We start from the raw sequence: 16,594 nt of genomic DNA, 5'->3' as shown, positions 1-16,594 counted from the left end.
GGATACGATCATGAAGCCACTGCGCGCCCTGCTGTTGCTGTTAAGTTCTCCCCTATTCCATGCAGCCTTTGCTGCTAACTCTGTGATGATATGGCCTATCGATCCCGCCATTAATCCTGAAGAGAAAGCCAGCGAACTCTGGCTGGAGAATCGCGGTAACACGACCACGATGATGCAGATCCGTGTTTTCAGCTGGCAGCAAATCAATGGACAGGAACAGTACCAGACCCAGCAGCGGGTGGTCGCCAGCCCGCCAATGGTGCGAATGGAGCCAGGACAAAAACAGCTGGTCAGACTGATTAAACAGACGCCGCCTGCGGCCGGTAAAGAGCAGGCTTATCGGGTGGTGCTGGATGAGATTCCCACGCCGCGCAATCCTGGCGAGAATCAGGCCGGACTGACCTTTCAGATGCGCTACTCAGTGCCGTTGTTCGTGTATGGCACCGGGCTCTCCACCGACAGTGCCCGTCCGGCTCTGCGCTGGCAACAGATTAGCGAGGGAGGCAAGCGCTGGCTGCAGCTGACCAACAGCGGCAATGGCCATGCCCGACTGAGCAATGTGACTATCGGCGGTCGCAAACTGGGCGACGGTTTATATGGCTATGTGCTCGCGGACAGCACATATCGCTGGCCACTCACCACGCCGGTCAGCGGCGAACTCACTGCAGAGGTCAACAAGAGCCCGTGGCGCAGCGCTGCCCAGAAATAAGCGCTGAATGAGACCTTTTTCCCTGCATCCCTGCGCGCTGACGGTAGCCAGCGTCATTTACGCCTTAACGCCGGATCCTGTGCTGGCGGAGACCTATTCATCCCTGCCTCCACCGCACAGCCTGCAGACCAGCAGCAGCGGTCAGCAATATATGCTGGAGCTGGTGATTAACCAGCAGGAAAACGGCAACATTGTGCCAGTCGAGCAGCGCAACGACCATTTCTGGCTGCGTAGCGGCGATCTGCAGCGTGCCGGTCTGCCACTGGATAAGCTGGGTGAGCAGGCGCAGATCGATGTCAGCAGCCTGCAATCCGTCAGTGTGGAATATGACGCCGCCCGTCAGCGGCTGCTGCTCACCGTACCACCGGAATGGCTTCCCGGTCAGGTGATTGGCGAGGCGAAGAACGGACCGCGCTATCCGGGGCGCACCAGCGCCGGCGCGCTGATTAACTACGATCTCTACGCCAGCCGTACCGATACCACCGGCACCCGGCTTTCTGCCTGGAACGAACTGCGCCTGTTCGGTGATGCCGGACACGTCTCTACCAACGGCGTCTGGCAGCAGCAGCTGGAAGGCAGCCCCGGTTATCAGGACAACGGTTATATCCGTTACGACAGCTGGTGGAGCAATGAAGATGAGAACGCGGTGATGAGCTGGCGGGTCGGGGATCTGGTGACTGACTCGCTTGCCTGGAGCAGCAGCATCCGACTCGGCGGCATCAGTGTGGGTCGCGACTTCAGCGTCCGTCCTGACCTGGTGACCTATCCGCTACCCGCCTTCTCTGGCCAGGCTGCAGTCCCCTCCACCGTCGATCTCTTTATCAATGGCTATCGCTCCGGTCAGGCAAATGTGCAGCCTGGCCCCTGGTCATTAACCAATGTGCCATTCGTCAATGGTGCGGGTGACGCGGTGATCACCACCACAGATGCGGTCGGCCGACGCGTCACCACCACCATGCCGTTTTATGTCTCCAGCAATCTGCTGAAATCGGGGCTGGCTGACTACGCTATCTCCGCCGGGGCGATTCGCGAAAATTACGGCATTAAAAACTTCGATTACGGTGCGGCTGCCGCCAGTGGCTCATATCGCTACGGCATGACCGACTGGCTGACGCTGGAGAGTCACGCCGAGGGCAGCGAAAATCTGGCGATGGGCGGGCTGGGAGGTCAGCTTCGGGTTGGCAGCTGGGGCGTGGTTAACGGCGCGGTGGCACAAAGTCATCTTGATGGCGACAGCGGCAGGCAATATAGCTGGGGCTATCAGTACAACAATCGCTGGTTCAACATCGGCACGCAGCAGACCCAGCGCAGCAGCGACTTTGGCAATCTGGCCCTGGTCGGCAGCCGTGCCGGTAGTCAGGCGGATAGCCGTTACACGCTATCGCGCCGCACTGCCCAATACAGCGCCAGCATCTCACTGAGCCGCTTTGGCAGCGTCGGCGCCGCCTTCATCGATATCACCGACGGCCAGGGCGATCGCACCCGCCTGTGGAACCTCTCATGGAGTAAGAATCTGTGGGGAAACAGCAGCCTCTATGTCTCCGCCAGCCGCGATCAGGAGGAGAAGAGCTGGACCGGTGCTCTCTCGCTGGTGATCCCGTTTGGCGAGCAGGGCAGCGCGGCGATCAGCACCGAGCGCGATCAACGCGGTCGCGATAGCCAGCGTCTCTATGCCTCCAGTGCCATGCCCAGCGACGGTGGATTCGCCTGGGATGCCTCATGGGCGAATCAGAGTGGCGACAGTGGCGACTACCGGCAGGGCAGTCTGCGCTACCGCAATAACCATATCGACACCTCGGGGGGCTTCTACGGTGATAATGACAATCTGACTCAGTGGGCCGATGTCGCCGGTGCACTGGTATTAATGGACAACAGCGTCTTTGCCGCCAACGCCATCAACGACGCTTTTGTGCTGGTGAAAACGGGCTATCCCGACGTTAATGTTCGCTATGAAAATCAGTCGATGGGACGCACTAACCAACAGGGCTATCTGCTGGTCCCCGCCATCAGCAGCTACTACCCGGCCAAATATGATATCGACACCCTCGACCTGCCCGCCGATATGACCACGCCCCATGTTGAGCAGCGTTTTGCGGTGAAACGTCAGAGCGGCTACCTGCTTAACTTCCCGGTGGAAAAACTGCGCTCTGCCAGCGTGATCCTGGTTGATGCACAGGGCCAGCCGCTGCCGGTCTCAAGCCTGGTACAGCGTGCGGATCATGCCACTGAGTATGTCGGCTGGGATGGCATCGTCTGGATGGAAAATCTCACTGCCAGAAACCCGATGGAGGTGGTGACGCCCGATGGCCGCCGCTGTGAAACCGAACTGCGCATCGCCAGCGGTCAGCCGCAGGCGCTGAAAACCTATGGCCCTCTGACCTGCGCGCTGCCCGCGCCCGCCGCAGGCAGCGCCGCCTCTCCCGCTGAATCTTTCACGTCCGGAACCCAACCATGATCAAATCTCTGTTATTGGCTGCCCTGCTGCTGACACTGCCGTCGCTGAGCTACGCCGCCTGCGGTCTGCCCGCGTCGACCGCCAGCTTCGGCTCGGTCACGACGTTTGTGGCGAATACCACCGTCAGCTCGGTGACCACTAACGCCAACGTCAACTGTGGCGCAGGCTCGGCGTTGTCACTGCTTGGCAATAACCAGATAACGTTTCAGCTGACCGGCGCGACCAATATCAGCGGCACACGGGGCGTCCTGAAACGCAGTGGTGACACCGGCAGCGATAATGTGCCAGTACGGCTCTGCACCGACAGCGCCTGCGCCAGCGAACTGACGATTGGCAGCACGCCGTTTGTTTACAGCTCACAAACCCTGATAAATCTGGCAGGTTTGCTGGGCAGTCTTAACTTTGCCCTTCCCGTCTATCTGCGCACTGTTCCCGGTCAGGTGGTTGCAGCGGGAACCTATTCCGTTACGCTAAATATGGCTGTGACTTACCGCATCTGCACCAGTATTGGCGTGGGTAATCTCTGTTTAAGCGAGCAGCAAGGCAGCGGCGTGATTCCGATTAACGTTACCGCTGTCCTCACCAACGATTGCACGACGATCACCGCACCCAACATCAGCTTTGGCAGTGCGCCGCTGGTGAGTAGCTTCTCCGCTGTATCGCAGACCATTAACGTGCTGTGCAGTAAAGGCAGTACCTATACCGTCGGGCTGAACAATGGCAGTTATCCGGCGGGCAGCGTCAGGAACATGGCGAGCGGAGCGAACCGTCTGAGTTATGAGATTTATAAAAGTGCCACCAGCAATCGCTGGGGAGCGGCAGGCACTGAACGCTGGAGCAGTACCACCTCGACAGCGGTATCAGCGGATGGACTGACGCGCGGCTTTAACTACACCGCGCGCATCCTGACCACTCAGAACACGCCGCCTGCGGGAAATTACAGCGACAGCGTGGTCGTCGATTTATCGTTTTAAAGTGACGCGCTGACCGTCGTTGTGGCGCTGTGACGCCGCTGATACTGCTTCACCATCCGGCCAATCAACAGCGTACCGATCAGCCCGCAGACCGCCGCAAAGGTGAGCCAGACGCCAGGCATCGCTTTGTCACCGGTGGCGTGAATCAGATAGCTGGAGATGGCAGGTGTAAAGCCGCCAAATAGCGCCGTTGCCAGACTGTAAGCCATGGAGAAACCGGCAGCGCGCACTTCAGCAGGCATAATTTCTGCCAGATAAACCACCATCGCACCGTTATAGCTGGCATAGAGAAACGACAGCCACAGCTCAGCTTCCAGCAGGTGAGCGAAGCTGGCCGATCCCACCATCCAGTGAAGCACCGGCCAGGTGGTGGCAATCATCAGCAGGGTAAAAATAATCAGCAGCGGACGTCGTCCCACGCGGTCCGACAGCGTACCCATCAGCGGGAGCCAGAAGAGGTTGGAAACACCCACACAGAGCGTCACCAGAAACGCCTGCTTGTCGCTCATCATCAATACAGTTTTGCCAAAGGTCGGTGTAAAAGCGGTGATCATGTAGAACATCACCGTGGTGGTGACCACCATCAGCATGCCCGCCAGCACCAGCGCCCAGTTGCTGGCGACCGACCGCATGATTTCCGTCATGCTCGGGTGATGTTTACGTTTACTGAACGCTTCAGTCTCTTCCAGCATCCGGCGGATATAGAACAGGAACGGCACAATCAGACAGCCAACCACAAACGGGATACGCCAGCCCCACTCCGTTACCGCTTCTTTCGCCAGCAGATGATTCAGCATCAGGCCCAGCAGGGCAGCAAAGATCACCGCAATCTGCTGACTGCCCGACTGCCAGCTCACGAAGAAGCCTTTGCGTCCTTTGGGTGCAACTTCGGCCAGATAGACCGATACGCCACCCAGCTCAACCCCCGCCGAGAAGCCCTGCAACAGACGCCCCAGCAGAATCAGAATCGGTGCTGCCACGCCTAAGGTAGCGTAACCCGGTACCACCGCAATGGTCAGGGTACCAATCGCCATTAAGCCCAGCGTCAGCAACAGGCCTTTACGGCGCCCATGATGGTCGATGTAGGCACCTAAAATGATCGCCCCCAGCGGGCGCATCAGGAAGCCGGCACCAAAGGTCATCAGGGTCAGCATCAGGGAAGCAAACGGGTCATCACCCGGGAAGAAGGTTTTTGAAATGGCGGTTGCGTAGTAGCCAAACACCATGAAGTCGTACATCTCCAGGAAGTTACCACTGGTGACGTTGAAGATAGTTCGGGCAGCACTTTTCGGCGGCTTTTGTAAAGACGGGGTGTGACTCATAACGGCTTCCTATTGTTTTTTAGCCGTTTTAGCCTGACTGAAGCGGGATTAATGTGACGTGAGTCACCATTGCAATTTACAAATCTATGTACATAAGTAACAACCAATTAACAATCCGAATCAGGCAGCATAAGTGATCGGCTTGAGCACTGCTTGACCCGATTTTATGTGGTCAGAGAGCCAGCATAAAAAAAGGCGACCTCAATAGTCGCCTTCTAAGGATGCCCGATAATTCGCTATTCCTTCACGGTTTCCATGCCCATCAGCCCGATTTTCAGATAGCCCGCCGTGCGCAGTTTATCCATGACGCTCATCAGGGTTTCATAATCCACCGACTTGTCCGCCTGGAAGAAAATCGTCGTCTCTTTGTTGCCCTGCGTCTGGCTGGTCAGCACGTTCACCAGCGAGTCAGGCGTAACCTGATCGTTACCGACGTAGAGCTGCTTATCCGCTTTAATCGACAAATAAACTGGCTTCTCCGGGCGCGGCTGCGGCGCGCTGGTTGAGGCGGGCAGATTGACGCGCACGTCGACCGTCGCCAGTGGCGCGGCTACCATAAAGATGATCAGCAGAACCAGCATGACGTCGATAAACGGCGTCACGTTAATCTCATGCATTTCACCGTCGGTTTGCAGATCGTCGTTTAATCGCATGGCCATAACAGCTTACCCTAAGCGCAGTTTCTGGGCGGTCGCGGGACGTGGAACCTCTTTGGCCACAGTGCCCAGGTCGATGTCACGACTCTGCAACAGCATCACCTGAGCGGCAACATCACCCAGCGAGGCTTTGTAGTTAGCGATCATGCGGGCAAAGACGTTGTAGATCACCACCGCCGGAATCGCAGCGACCAGACCCACCGCCGTTGCCAGCAGCGCTTCGGCGATACCGGGAGCCACCACCGCAAGGTTCGTCGTCTGGGTTTTCGCAATACCGATAAAGCTGTTCATGATGCCCCAGACAGTGCCGAACAGACCAATAAACGGGGCGACAGAGCCGATGGTTGCCAGGAAGCCATTGCCCCGGCCTGCATGGCGGCTGAAAGCAGCCACGCGGCGCTCAAGGCGGAAACTGGTGCGATCTTTAATGCCGTTGGTATCTTCCACACCTGCCGACAATTCGAGTTCATTCTGCGCATCGTTCAGCAGCACGACGCTGTGGCTGTGACCGGTAAACGACTGAGCAATGCGGGCGGCGTCATTAAGACTACGGGCTTCGCCCAGCGCTAGTTGCTCACGCTTCAGGCGGCGCTTAGCGGCGCTGAGTTCAGCATATTTGCCGAAAAAGATTGCCCATGTCACGACCGATGCCAACAACAGGCCAATCATGACGACCTTTACCACGATATCGGCATGTTGATACATGCCCCAAACGGAGAGGTCCGTTTGCATCAAATCACTGGCTACCACGCTGCTTCTCCAACTTCTGATTCAGGGATGCGAAACAAGCGCGAATAATAGCAAAATGGCGGCGAATTGATAGTAGTTCTCATTAGTATTTACAAACCCAACTCTGGTCACAGACCTCGCTTTGACCAGCTTTACACACTTTCCGTCAGGGACGTTTCGAAAATGTGAAGCTGCATGAAAATTTATTAAAACAACGTTTCAAAATGTGACGCCATTCATTCAATCAACATTACTGCATTTTACTCAGACGCATTTTCACTATGCTGGCTCCACACGGCACTCTGCGGTTAGCCCAGACTCCAGGCCGTCCTACCTCTGCGGGAGACAAAATAATGAGACTGACAAAAACATGCCTGGCCAGTGCCCTGGCGGCAATCATGATAAGTTCCACCGCCACGGCACAGGTGATTAAAGTCGCTGAAGTGCAGCCAGCCGGCTATCCCACTGTGGTTGCCCTGCAACACATGGGCGACAAACTCAAACAGGCCACTGATGGACGGCTGGAGATGAAGATCTACGCCGGTGGCGTGCTGGGTGATGAAGACCAGACGCTGCAACAGGTGCAACTGGGCGCCATCGATATGATCCGCGTCTCACTGGCTCCGGTCACGTCTATCGCCCCGGAAACCAGCGTGCTCACCCTGCCCTACATTTTTCGCGACGTCGACCACATGCATAAAGTGCTGGATGGTGAGATAGGCAGCGAGATTGCCAGCAAGTTTGATAAGGATCCCAACGCCCGCATGGTCTTCCTGGGCTGGACGGATGCCGGTGAGCGCAACATGATCACCAAGAAGCCGCTGGCAAAACCCGACGATCTCAAAGGTATGAAGATCCGGGTGCAGAACAGCGCCATTTCACTGGCGACACTGAAAGCGATGGGCGCAAATCCGGTGGCAATGGGCGTCAGCGAAGTCTTTAGTGCGATGCAGACCGGCGTGGTCGATGGCACCGAGAACAACCCACCTACCTTTGTGGCCCATAACTACATGCCGGTCGCGAAGTACTACACCCTCACCGGCCACTTTATTCAGCCAGAGATGATTCTGTTTTCGAAACGCGCCTGGGATCGCCTGAAACCCGACGATCAGACACTGCTGAAAAAGCTCGGCAAAGAGGCACAGGATGAAGAGCGTCAGCTCTGGGCGACCTACACCGAACAGTCGATCGCCAAAATGAAGGCCGGCGGCGTGACCTTCCAGCAGACCGACCGCGACTACTTCGTTAAGGCTACCCAGCCGGTGCGCGATCAATTCGGCGGCAAATATCAGGATCTGATGACCCTAATCGCCGACGTGAAATAACCCTTCCCGCGCCACACTGCCGTGTGGCGTGCTTAATCAGGTATTAATTATGTCTGCTTATACGCGTCTGATGGATGGGCTTTATCTGCTGTGCATGCTGGTGGCCGCCGTGGCGCTGTTGATCATGGTGACGGTCATTCCTGTTGGCATCTTCGCCCGTTACGTGATGAACGGCGCACTCTCCTGGCCAGAACCGGTCGCCATTATCTGCATGATCATATTCACTTTTATCGGCGCGCCGGTCGGCTTTCGTGCCGGAACACATATCTGCGTGTCAATGGTCACCGATCGTCTGTCACCTGCCCGCCAGCGCCTGATGCTGCGGGTCTGCGATCTGCTGATGATCCTCACCTGCCTGGTGATCTTCCAGGCCAGTTACAGCCTGTGTGAAGCGATGTGGGTGCAGACGCTCGCCTCACTGCCGACGGTGACCTACGGCGAAATGTATCTGCCGATCCCGATTGGCGCGATCTTCACCCTGCTGTTTGTTGTTGAGCGATTGCTGACCGGCGATCAAAGTCAGCGACCCATTGTCACACTGGGCGGCACCCACTAATCCGGAGCAGAAGATGGATGCATTAATCTTGATAGGCAGTTTGCTGGTGTTGCTGTTGGTGGGGTTTCCGGTCGCGTTTGCGGTCGGCCTGAGCGCTTTTATCGGCGCCTGGTGGATCGATCTGCCCCTGGAAGCGGTGGTGATTCAGATAACTAATGGCATTAACAAATTTTCGCTGCTGACCATCCCGTTCTTTATTCTTGCGGGTGCGATCATGGCGGAGGGTGGGATTGCCCGGCGGCTGGTCAATTTCGCCTATATCTTTGTCGGCTTTATTCGCGGTGGCCTCTCACTGGTTAACATCGTCGCGTCGACCTTCTTTGGTGCTATCTCCGGATCGTCAGTCGCGGACACCGCTTCGATTGGTTCGGTGATGATCCCGCAGATGGAGGAGAAAGGCTATCCGCGTGATTTTGCCGCTGCGGTAACGGCCAGCGGCTCCGTTCAGGCCGTGCTGACGCCACCCAGTCACAACTCGGTGATTTACTCGCTGGCAACCGGCGGCATGGTCACCATCTCTTCGCTGTTTGTCGCAGGTATCCTGCCGGGACTGATGCTGGGAGGCTGCCTGATGGTGATGTGCCTGGGGTTCGCACGCAAACGCGGCTATCCCAAAGGCGAGCGCATTCCGTTTCGTCAGGCGCTGAAGATTTTCTTTGACGCGTTCTGGGGCCTGTTTACCGTGGTCATCATCATGGGTGGGATTCTCTCCGGTATTTTCACCGCCTCAGAGTCCGCGGCGATCGCCTGTATCTGGGCCTTTTTCGTCACCATGTTTATCTATCGCGACTTTAAATGGAATCAGCTGCATATCCTGCTGTTTCGCACCATTAAAACCGTCACCATCGTGATGGTGCTGATCGCTTTCGCCGCCGGGTTTGGTGCGGTGATGACGTTCATGCAACTGCCGACGATGATCACCGAAGCCTTTACCAGCCTCTCTGATAATAAATATGTGATTCTGATGTGCATCAACATCCTGCTGCTGGTGGTGGGCACGCTGATGGATATGGCGCCGCTGATTCTGATTCTCACGCCCGTATTGCTGCCGGTGGCGACCTCACTGGGCATTGATCCGGTGCACTTCGGCATGATCATGCTGACCAATCTCGGCATCGGACTGATTACGCCGCCGGTCGGCACAGTACTGTTTGTCGCCAGCGCGGTAAGTAAACAGAAGATTGAGCAGGTGGTCGGGGCGATGCTACCGTTCTACGGCATGCTGTTTATCGTTCTGATGCTGATTACCTATATTCCCGCCATTTCGCTCTGGTTACCGCGCCTGATGGGCGTGATGTAACGCAAAGAAAAACGGCCCGTGAGCGGGCCGTTTTTTTTCCTGCGATGCACTCTGATAATCACCATTGAGTCTCAACCCTGCTGGCTGTTTCGTGGTAACGTGAGAGCTTAGTCCGAAGCGGTAAAGGCGACTCATGACCACCAGAAAAATTGATACCACGCTCGTCAATGCAGGACGCAGCAAGCGTTATACCCAGGGCTCGGTGAACAGCGTGATTCAACGGGCCTCCTCACTGGTTTTTGATACCGTTGCGGAGAAAAAACGCGCCACCGCCGGTCGGGCAAAAGGTGAACTCTTTTATGGCCGTCGTGGCACCCTGACGCACTTTGCGCTGCAGGATGCGATGACCGAGCTGGAAGGCGGCGCAGGCTGCGTGCTCTACCCTTGCGGCGCGGCTGCCGTGGCCAATGCGATTCTGGCATTTGTTGAAGCGGGTGACCACGTGCTGATGAGTGGCGCGGTCTATGAACCGACGCAGGACTTCTGTACGAAAATTCTGGCTAAGCTGCAGGTTTCTACGGGCTGGTTCGATCACTGCATCGGCAGCGAAATCGGTGAACTGGTTCAGTCGAATACCCGGGTTGTTTTCCTGGAATCCCCCGCGTCTATCACCATGGAAGTTCAGGATATTCCAGCGATTGTGGCGGCTGTACGCGCCAAAGCGCCCGAGGCGATCATCATGATCGACAACACCTGGGCGGCCGGTATTCTGTTTAATGCGCTGGCGCACGGTATCGATATTTCCATTCAGGCCGGCACCAAATATCTGATTGGTCACAGCGATGCGATGATTGGTACCGCAGTCGCTAATGCGCGCTGCATCGACCAGCTGCGCGAGAACTCCTATCTTATGGGCCAGATGGCCGATGCCGATACCGCTTACATGGCAAGCCGGGGTCTGCGCACGCTGGGTACCCGTCTGCGCCAGCATGAAGAGAGCGCAATTCAGGTGGCAGAGTGGCTGGCGGCGCGTCCCGAAGTGGCGCGGGTGAATCACCCGGCGCTGGCGCAAAGCAAAGGTCATGAATTCTGGAAGCGCGATTTTAACGGTAGCAGCGGCCTGTTCTCATTTATCCTGCAGGAAAAATTAGACACACCCCAGCTGGCGGAATATCTCGATCACTTCCATCATTTCAGCATGGCTTACTCCTGGGGCGGCTATGAATCGCTGATCCTGGCGAATCAGCCGGAAGAGCTGGCAGAGATTCGTCCGGCGGGCGGTGTGGATTTCACCGGCACGCTGGTGCGGTTGCATATTGGCCTGGAGCATGTTGATGACCTGCTGGCTGACCTGGAAGCCGGTTTTTCGCGCCTGACGTGCTGAGTCGCTCAACAGAAAGTAAACAGAAGATAAACCGGGTCGCGGTGGCCCGCAGTGTTTGCCGGGCAGCGGCTCATTTGTTGTTAAAATTTATCCCGCATCGTTCAGATTGTTGGTGAGTTCACTGTACTGTCTGAACGCAGACGGATTGTTCCTTGTGACGTGATGGAATCGCTAATGGGTGTTTTACACGAGATTGTCCAGGCGCTCTGGCATCAGGATTTTGCCGCACTGGCAAATCCGGATGTGGTATGGGTAGTGTATGGCGTGATGTTTCTGACGCTGTTTCTGGAAAATGGTCTGTTACCCGCCTCTTTCCTGCCGGGAGACAGTCTGCTGTTGCTGGCAGGCGCGATGGTGGCTAAAGGGGTGATGGATTTTGTACCGACCATGGTGATCCTGACGACAGCTGCCAGCCTCGGCTGCTGGCTGAGCTATTTGCAGGGTCGCTGGCTGGGCAATACCCGACTGGTTAAGAGCTGGCTGATGCATCTGCCCGCGCAGTATCACCAGCGCGCCTGGAATATGTTTAACCGTCACGGTCTGATGGCGCTGCTGGTCGGCCGCTTCCTCGCGTTTATCCGCACCATCCTGCCTACCATGGCGGGCATTGCGGGCTTACAGAACAGTCGTTTTCAGCTGTTTAACTGGCTCAGCGGTCTGCTGTGGGTCGGCATTGTGGTGACCTTTGGCTATGGCATCAGCCAGGTGCCGTTCATCAAGCGTCATGAAGATCAGGTGATGGCGATTCTGATGATACTGCCGATGGTGTTGCTGGTGCTCGGTCTGTTCGGCAGCATTCTGGTGATCTGGAAACAGCGTCGCCAGAAACGCGCCTGACGTGCCCACAGCCTCGGGATCCGCCGCCTCCTGGCGGCCGGATCGGCGACCTACAAAGAGGAATCCGTCACCGTCTGCCTGACACGATTAACCTCTTCCCCCGGCGTCACGCCAAAATAACGTTTAAATTCCCGCGAGAACTGCGAAGGACTTTCATAGCCAACCCGCACCGCCGCCGCACTCGCTTTCAGTCCATCGTGCAGCATCAGCAATCGCGCCTGATGCAGGCGATAGCGCTTGAGATACTGTAGTGGCGAGGTTTGCGTTACCGCTTTGAAGTTATGGTGAAAGGCTGAAACGCTCATGTTCACTTCTGCCGCCAGCGCATCGACGCTGAGGTTTTCCGCATAGTGATTCTCAATCCGCCGGAGGGCGCGCGCGATCAGGCTGAACTGCGTCTGTCGGCTCACCAGTGAGAGCAGTGCGCCGCCAATCGGGCCGGTCAGCACATAGTAGATAATTTCCCGCACGATGTGCGGCCCCAGCACCCGCGCATCGCGCGGCTGGGTCATCACATCCAGCAGTCGCTCAGCGGCACACAGCATCGGCTCCGTCAGCCAGGCCGAGTGAATGCCCGAGGTCTGTGGCTGCGGCTGAAACTGATCGTCATCACCAATTTCAATCAGCAGATCCTGCAGACTGGCGGTATCGACGTTGAGGCACAGCCCGGCAATGGGTATCTCCGGCGAAGCCCAGGTTTCGCACTCCACCGGCAGCGGCACGGTGAGCATCAGATACTTGCTGGCGTCATACTGAAACACGGTGCTGCCGAGATAACCGGTTTTGCTGCCCTGAAACAGGATCACAATGCCGGGCTGATACATCATCGGCGTACGCGGACGATATTGATTCGCATAAATCAGCGACACATTTTCGACCGGACAGAGACGGTCGTGACCGTGGGTCATTAACGTGACGACCTGCTGTGCCAGCCGGTGACACAGTGCATCGTGCGCCATAGCGACTCCTTTTTCGGACAAAAAGCCAGTTTGCCGTGCGAATGCCTGAATCGCCAGCAGCCAGGAGAATCAGGCAATAAATTTACCGAATCGGGCATAAGACCAGGCGTGCTGTTATCGACTGAGCTAAGCAGGCTGAGAATTGTTGGCTAGACTTAAGCACAGTGAAATCTCACGGATTAACCGCAACGGAAAGGAGCAACTATGGCAGACCAACCCATTATCAAACTGCGCGATGGCAATATGATGCCGCAACTGGGACTCGGCGTATGGCAGGCCAGCATCGAAGATGCACGTCATGCGGTGCTGAAAGCGCTTGAGGTCGGCTATCGTTCCATCGATACTGCCGCCGCCTATAAAAATGAAGAGGCGATTGGCCAGGCGCTCCAGGAAACCGACGTGCCACGCGAAGAGATTTTCGTGACCACCAAACTGTGGAACGACGATCAGCAGAACGTTCAGCAGGCGATGGAAACCAGCCTGGAAAAACTGAAACTGGATCAGGTTGATCTCTATCTGATGCACTGGCCGTGCCCGGAAAAAGACAACTACGTTGATGCCTGGAAGAAGATGATCGAACTGCAGCAGCAGGGGCTGACCAAAAGCATCGGCGTCTGTAACTTCCATGAAGCGCACCTGAAGCGCCTGCTGGATGAAACCGGTGTGACGCCAGTCGTAAACCAGATTGAGCTGCACCCGATGCTTCAGCAGCGTACGCTGCATGCATGGAACGCGCTGCATCAGATCCAGACCGAATCCTGGAGTCCGCTGGCTCAGGGCGGCAAAGGGGTCTTCGATCAGGAGATCATTAAGTCGCTGGCGAAGAAATACAGCAAGACACCTGCGCAGATCGTGATCCGCTGGCATCTGGATAGCGGCCTGGTGGTGATTCCGAAGTCGGTGACGCCAGCGCGTATCGAAGAGAACTTTAAGGTGTTCGACTTCCGTCTGGATAAGCATGAAGTGAGTGATATTGCGAAACTGGACAGCGGCAATCGTCTGGGTCCGGATCCGGAGACGTTTAACTAAGGGGATGCGTCGCCCGGTGATGCGTACACGCTGCCCTGGAACTGCAGAGTAGCGTGTAATTAACGCGGTCAGGCCGGTCTTTCCAGCCTGACCGCGCTGTTATGAAGTGGGCTGCACCTCAAGCTGCCCCGCCGTACCCCGATCGGCCAGTTCCAGCGTCTGGCTGTAATAGACGAACGGGAAATGATCGGATGAGCTTTGCGGGAAGGTGACCATCAGCTCCACGCTGCCATCCACCCAGACCGTATCTTTCCAGCCACGATCTTCGCCCATCGGCTGCGCCCCATTCACGCTTTTAATCAGGAACATCACGCCCTGAATATGCAGTGACTGTGGCCGGTCAGCGTGCAGGATCCAGCGTTCAAAGGTGCCCTGCTGCGCGGTCGTGTCAATGCGGTTCATATCCCAGAGCGCGCCATTAATGCCCGGCATGCTGTCGCCAATGCGGAATTCGCGCGTGCGAACCGCCACACCATCCAGAATCTGATCGGCCAGCAGCCGCATTGGCAGATTATCTGTCACCAGCGGCAGTAAGCCGGTGGGTCGCAGCGTCAGGATCAGGGTAGAGGTAAGAATAGAGGATGGCTCAAAGAAACCGCGCAGCCTGTCCATGATGCCCGCCGCCGTACCCGCCGTTATCGACACTTCATCACCCTGCGACATATCTATCAGCACTTCGCGGCGTTCGCCCGGTGCCAGTGACAGACGCTGCACCGCCACCGGTGCAGGCAGATAGCCCTGATCGCTGGCGATGACCATAAACGGACGGTTGTCGCTTAGCACCATCTCATAACGTCGCGCATTTGAGGCGTTCAGCAAGCGCAGACGCACCCAGCCGCGTGACACCTCGACAAAGGGATTGCGTACGCCATTCACCAGCAGAGTATCACCCAGGAAGCCGCCATCCTGTGGCGGGTCATAGACTGGCGTGGCGAAGTTATCGAGCCGTTTGTCCTGAATGATAATCGGGAAGTCATCGACACCGTAATGCTTCGGCAGCGGCAGCTGTTTGCCGATATCATCTTCTACCAGCCACATGCCCGCCAGACCATTATAAATGTGCGGAGCCATGCGGTTTGGGGTATTAGCGTGATACCAGCAGGTTGCAGCCGCCTGACGAATCGGCAGCACTGGCGACCAGTCCACACCAGCCGACATCATACGTGGCGCACCGCCCATTAACGCCCCTGGCAGCTGCAAACCGCTGACCGTCATGGAGACTGACTCATTCAGCCGATTGCTGTAGATCAGCTTAACGTCATCGCCGCTGTAAACCCGAACGGTCGGCCCCAGATAGAGGCCATTAATGCCCCATACCGGCACTTTGTTATTGTCACCATTAAAGGACCAGTGGCTGCGCTGCATCGTCAGAAACAGCGGCTGGCCACGACGGGATTCCAGTAACGGCGGAATGGGCAGTGGCGTATCGCCATTAGCTGGAGAAGCGGCGCGCGCCGCATGAGGTAGTACACTGGCGCTAAGCGCCGCTCCAGCAGAAAGCTGGATGAACTGACGTCTGCTGAAAGACATAAAACTTCTGACCCTTTACGCGTGGCGCTGAGCGCCGACCCTGTTTTTATTGATCTGTTTTGCTGTGCTGCGTTCACGACGAGCCGGTAAAGGCTCGCCGGGTTGCATCCCTGCAGATGAGTTCGGCGAGTGATTCGCCGGTCAGATTTTTCCGTTTTTTTCGCGTTCGGCGACTTCGGCGTTCAACTCTTCCAGCTTTGCCGCCATCTGTTCGCGACAGTGGGTTGCCAGCTTACGTACCGACGACGACTCGAAAGCTTTAACATCAACCGGTGGCAGCATTTCAACGATGACCAGTCCATTGTTCCAGCGGTTAAGATTGATCTTGCCGTGTGTGTTCGAGACCACAATCGGAATGATCGGCACACCGGCCGCCACGGCAGCGTGGAAGGCACCCGTTTTAAACGGCAGCAAGCCACGACCACGACTGCGCGTCCCTTCCGGGAACATCCAGATCGAGATGCGCTTGCTGTTGAACTGATCCACCAGCTCACCGATGGTGCCGCGCGCTTTAGCCCGGTCATCGCGATCAATCAGCAGATTACCGGTCAGCCAGTAGAGCAGGCCAAAAAACGGCACCCACAGCAGGCTCTTCTTGCCCACGGTGACCGTATAGGGCTGCACCATTTTAGCCGCAGTGACCATGTCGTAGTTGTTCTGGTGGTTGGCGATGTAGATCGCATTACCATAATTCTCTGCGCCTTCCGGTCTGCGCAACTCTACTTTCAGGCCAAACACCGTCGACAATTTGCCGAACAGACGACCAAACGTCGCGACGTGGCGCGGATCGCGGGGTGAAAAAAGACACCAGATACAGCCAAAAATACAGATTAAAATCGAATAAATGATGACGATAATGGCACGCAGAATCAGTAACATAGTTCCCTCA

Annotated in this window: 15 protein-coding genes; 9 read left to right on the top strand and 6 right to left on the bottom strand. The window is 56.7% G+C overall.

Translation table 11 applies throughout. The annotated features are described in order from the left end of the window. Nucleotides 1-10 precede the first annotated feature (10 nt). The 3 genes from Q7C21_RS16805 to Q7C21_RS16795 are packed head-to-tail and all read left to right on the top strand — an operon-like array spanning nucleotide 11 to nucleotide 4,138. On the top strand, nucleotides 11-709 hold the full coding sequence (locus Q7C21_RS16805) for a molecular chaperone (RefSeq protein WP_008925724.1): 699 nt from the start codon (nucleotides 11-13) through the stop codon (nucleotides 707-709). Nucleotides 710-716: 7 nt separating this feature from the next. Further along, nucleotides 717-3,164: a fimbria/pilus outer membrane usher protein gene (locus Q7C21_RS16800; protein WP_039659359.1), complete on the top strand. Its 2,448-nt coding sequence runs from the start codon at nucleotides 717-719 to the stop codon at nucleotides 3,162-3,164. Further along, on the top strand, nucleotides 3,161-4,138 hold the full coding sequence (locus tag Q7C21_RS16795; RefSeq protein ID WP_003848487.1) for a spore coat U domain-containing protein: 978 nt from the start codon (nucleotides 3,161-3,163) through the stop codon (nucleotides 4,136-4,138). Before Q7C21_RS16800 ends, Q7C21_RS16795 begins: the two co-directional genes overlap by 4 nt. Here Q7C21_RS16795 and Q7C21_RS16790 read toward each other — a convergent pair. From Q7C21_RS16790 to exbB, 3 genes are all read right to left on the bottom strand, one after another. Continuing rightward, nucleotides 4,135-5,460 carry an MFS transporter gene (locus Q7C21_RS16790; RefSeq protein ID WP_003848486.1) on the bottom strand — a complete coding sequence of 442 codons (1,326 nt, stop codon included), beginning with the start codon at nucleotides 5,458-5,460 and terminating at the stop codon, nucleotides 4,135-4,137. The genes Q7C21_RS16795 and Q7C21_RS16790 overlap by 4 nt on opposite strands. A 236-nt stretch (nucleotides 5,461-5,696) precedes the next feature. Beyond that, nucleotides 5,697-6,119 carry a TonB system transport protein ExbD gene (exbD, locus tag Q7C21_RS16785; protein ID WP_039659362.1) on the bottom strand — a complete coding sequence of 141 codons (423 nt, stop codon included), beginning with the start codon at nucleotides 6,117-6,119 and terminating at the stop codon, nucleotides 5,697-5,699. Between the two features lie 6 nt (nucleotides 6,120-6,125). After that, a complete protein-coding gene (gene exbB / locus Q7C21_RS16780) occupies nucleotides 6,126-6,848 on the bottom strand; it encodes a tol-pal system-associated acyl-CoA thioesterase (protein ID WP_181162245.1) in 723 nt (240 codons plus the stop codon). Nucleotides 6,849-7,198: 350 nt separating this feature from the next. Between exbB and Q7C21_RS16775 the strand changes: the two genes are divergently transcribed. The 5 genes from Q7C21_RS16775 (at nucleotide 7,199) to Q7C21_RS16755 (ending at nucleotide 12,187) form a co-directional block, all read left to right on the top strand. Then, a complete protein-coding gene (locus tag Q7C21_RS16775; protein ID WP_003848480.1) occupies nucleotides 7,199-8,170 on the top strand; it encodes a TRAP transporter substrate-binding protein in 972 nt (323 codons plus the stop codon). Between the two features lie 49 nt (nucleotides 8,171-8,219). Then, complete coding sequence (locus Q7C21_RS16770; protein ID WP_003848478.1) at nucleotides 8,220-8,726, top strand: TRAP transporter small permease; 507 nt, start codon at nucleotides 8,220-8,222, stop codon at nucleotides 8,724-8,726. A gap of 13 nt (nucleotides 8,727-8,739) precedes the next feature. Continuing rightward, the gene (locus tag Q7C21_RS16765; RefSeq protein WP_003848476.1) at nucleotides 8,740-10,026 is read left to right on the top strand and encodes a TRAP transporter large permease; all 1,287 of its coding nucleotides are present in this window, start codon (nucleotides 8,740-8,742) and stop codon (nucleotides 10,024-10,026) included. A 133-nt stretch (nucleotides 10,027-10,159) separates the two neighbouring features. Continuing rightward, nucleotides 10,160-11,350, top strand: a complete 1,191-nt coding sequence (gene metC, locus Q7C21_RS16760; RefSeq protein ID WP_039659364.1) for a cystathionine beta-lyase — start codon at nucleotides 10,160-10,162, stop codon at nucleotides 11,348-11,350. A 174-nt stretch (nucleotides 11,351-11,524) separates the two neighbouring features. After that, nucleotides 11,525-12,187 (top strand): DedA family protein, encoded by a 663-nt coding sequence (locus tag Q7C21_RS16755; RefSeq protein ID WP_003848472.1) that lies wholly within the window; start codon nucleotides 11,525-11,527, stop codon nucleotides 12,185-12,187. A 50-nt stretch (nucleotides 12,188-12,237) separates the two neighbouring features. On the opposite strand, the gene Q7C21_RS16750 is transcribed toward Q7C21_RS16755, so the two are convergent. Further along, entirely contained in the window at nucleotides 12,238-13,146 is a 909-nt protein-coding gene (locus Q7C21_RS16750) for an AraC family transcriptional regulator (RefSeq protein WP_008925731.1), read from the bottom strand. Between the two features lie 204 nt (nucleotides 13,147-13,350). Here Q7C21_RS16750 and dkgA point away from each other — a divergent pair, with 204 nt between their 5' ends. Continuing rightward, nucleotides 13,351-14,175 (top strand): 2,5-didehydrogluconate reductase DkgA, encoded by an 825-nt coding sequence (gene dkgA / locus Q7C21_RS16745; RefSeq protein ID WP_003848468.1) that lies wholly within the window; start codon nucleotides 13,351-13,353, stop codon nucleotides 14,173-14,175. Between the two features lie 99 nt (nucleotides 14,176-14,274). Here the strand turns inward: dkgA and ftsP are convergent, their stop codons facing one another. Further along, nucleotides 14,275-15,705 (bottom strand): cell division protein FtsP, encoded by a 1,431-nt coding sequence (ftsP, locus tag Q7C21_RS16740; protein ID WP_003848467.1) that lies wholly within the window; start codon nucleotides 15,703-15,705, stop codon nucleotides 14,275-14,277. 141 nt (nucleotides 15,706-15,846) lie between these two features. Next, nucleotides 15,847-16,584: a 1-acylglycerol-3-phosphate O-acyltransferase gene (locus Q7C21_RS16735; protein WP_003848465.1), complete on the bottom strand. Its 738-nt coding sequence runs from the start codon at nucleotides 16,582-16,584 to the stop codon at nucleotides 15,847-15,849. Nucleotides 16,585-16,594: the final 10 nt, after the last annotated feature.

It is taken from the genome of Pantoea sp. ANP04, from assembly GCF_041982285.1.
In the GTDB taxonomy this organism is placed as follows: domain Bacteria; phylum Pseudomonadota; class Gammaproteobacteria; order Enterobacterales; family Enterobacteriaceae; genus Pantoea; species Pantoea eucalypti.
This window is presented reverse-complemented; position numbering and strand designations above follow the sequence as displayed.

Excerpts from the sequence above, each read along its gene's own strand:
- Q7C21_RS16805 (WP_008925724.1), top strand. The coding sequence starts at position 11 with ATGAAGCCACTGCGCGCCCTGCTGTTGCTGTTAAGTTCTCCCCTATTC.
- Q7C21_RS16800 (WP_039659359.1), top strand. The coding sequence starts at position 717 with ATGAGACCTTTTTCCCTGCATCCCTGCGCGCTGACGGTAGCCAGCGTC.
- Q7C21_RS16795 (WP_003848487.1), top strand. The coding sequence starts at position 3,161 with ATGATCAAATCTCTGTTATTGGCTGCCCTGCTGCTGACACTGCCGTCG.
- Q7C21_RS16790 (WP_003848486.1), bottom strand. The coding sequence starts at position 5,460 with ATGAGTCACACCCCGTCTTTACAAAAGCCGCCGAAAAGTGCTGCCCGA.
- exbD (WP_039659362.1), bottom strand. The coding sequence starts at position 6,119 with ATGGCCATGCGATTAAACGACGATCTGCAAACCGACGGTGAAATGCAT.
- exbB (WP_181162245.1), bottom strand. The coding sequence starts at position 6,848 with ATGCAAACGGACCTCTCCGTTTGGGGCATGTATCAACATGCCGATATC.
- Q7C21_RS16775 (WP_003848480.1), top strand. The coding sequence starts at position 7,199 with ATGAGACTGACAAAAACATGCCTGGCCAGTGCCCTGGCGGCAATCATG.
- Q7C21_RS16770 (WP_003848478.1), top strand. The coding sequence starts at position 8,220 with ATGTCTGCTTATACGCGTCTGATGGATGGGCTTTATCTGCTGTGCATG.
- Q7C21_RS16765 (WP_003848476.1), top strand. The coding sequence starts at position 8,740 with ATGGATGCATTAATCTTGATAGGCAGTTTGCTGGTGTTGCTGTTGGTG.
- metC (WP_039659364.1), top strand. The coding sequence starts at position 10,160 with ATGACCACCAGAAAAATTGATACCACGCTCGTCAATGCAGGACGCAGC.
- Q7C21_RS16755 (WP_003848472.1), top strand. The coding sequence starts at position 11,525 with ATGGGTGTTTTACACGAGATTGTCCAGGCGCTCTGGCATCAGGATTTT.
- Q7C21_RS16750 (WP_008925731.1), bottom strand. The coding sequence starts at position 13,146 with ATGGCGCACGATGCACTGTGTCACCGGCTGGCACAGCAGGTCGTCACG.
- dkgA (WP_003848468.1), top strand. The coding sequence starts at position 13,351 with ATGGCAGACCAACCCATTATCAAACTGCGCGATGGCAATATGATGCCG.
- ftsP (WP_003848467.1), bottom strand. The coding sequence starts at position 15,705 with ATGTCTTTCAGCAGACGTCAGTTCATCCAGCTTTCTGCTGGAGCGGCG.
- Q7C21_RS16735 (WP_003848465.1), bottom strand. The coding sequence starts at position 16,584 with ATGTTACTGATTCTGCGTGCCATTATCGTCATCATTTATTCGATTTTA.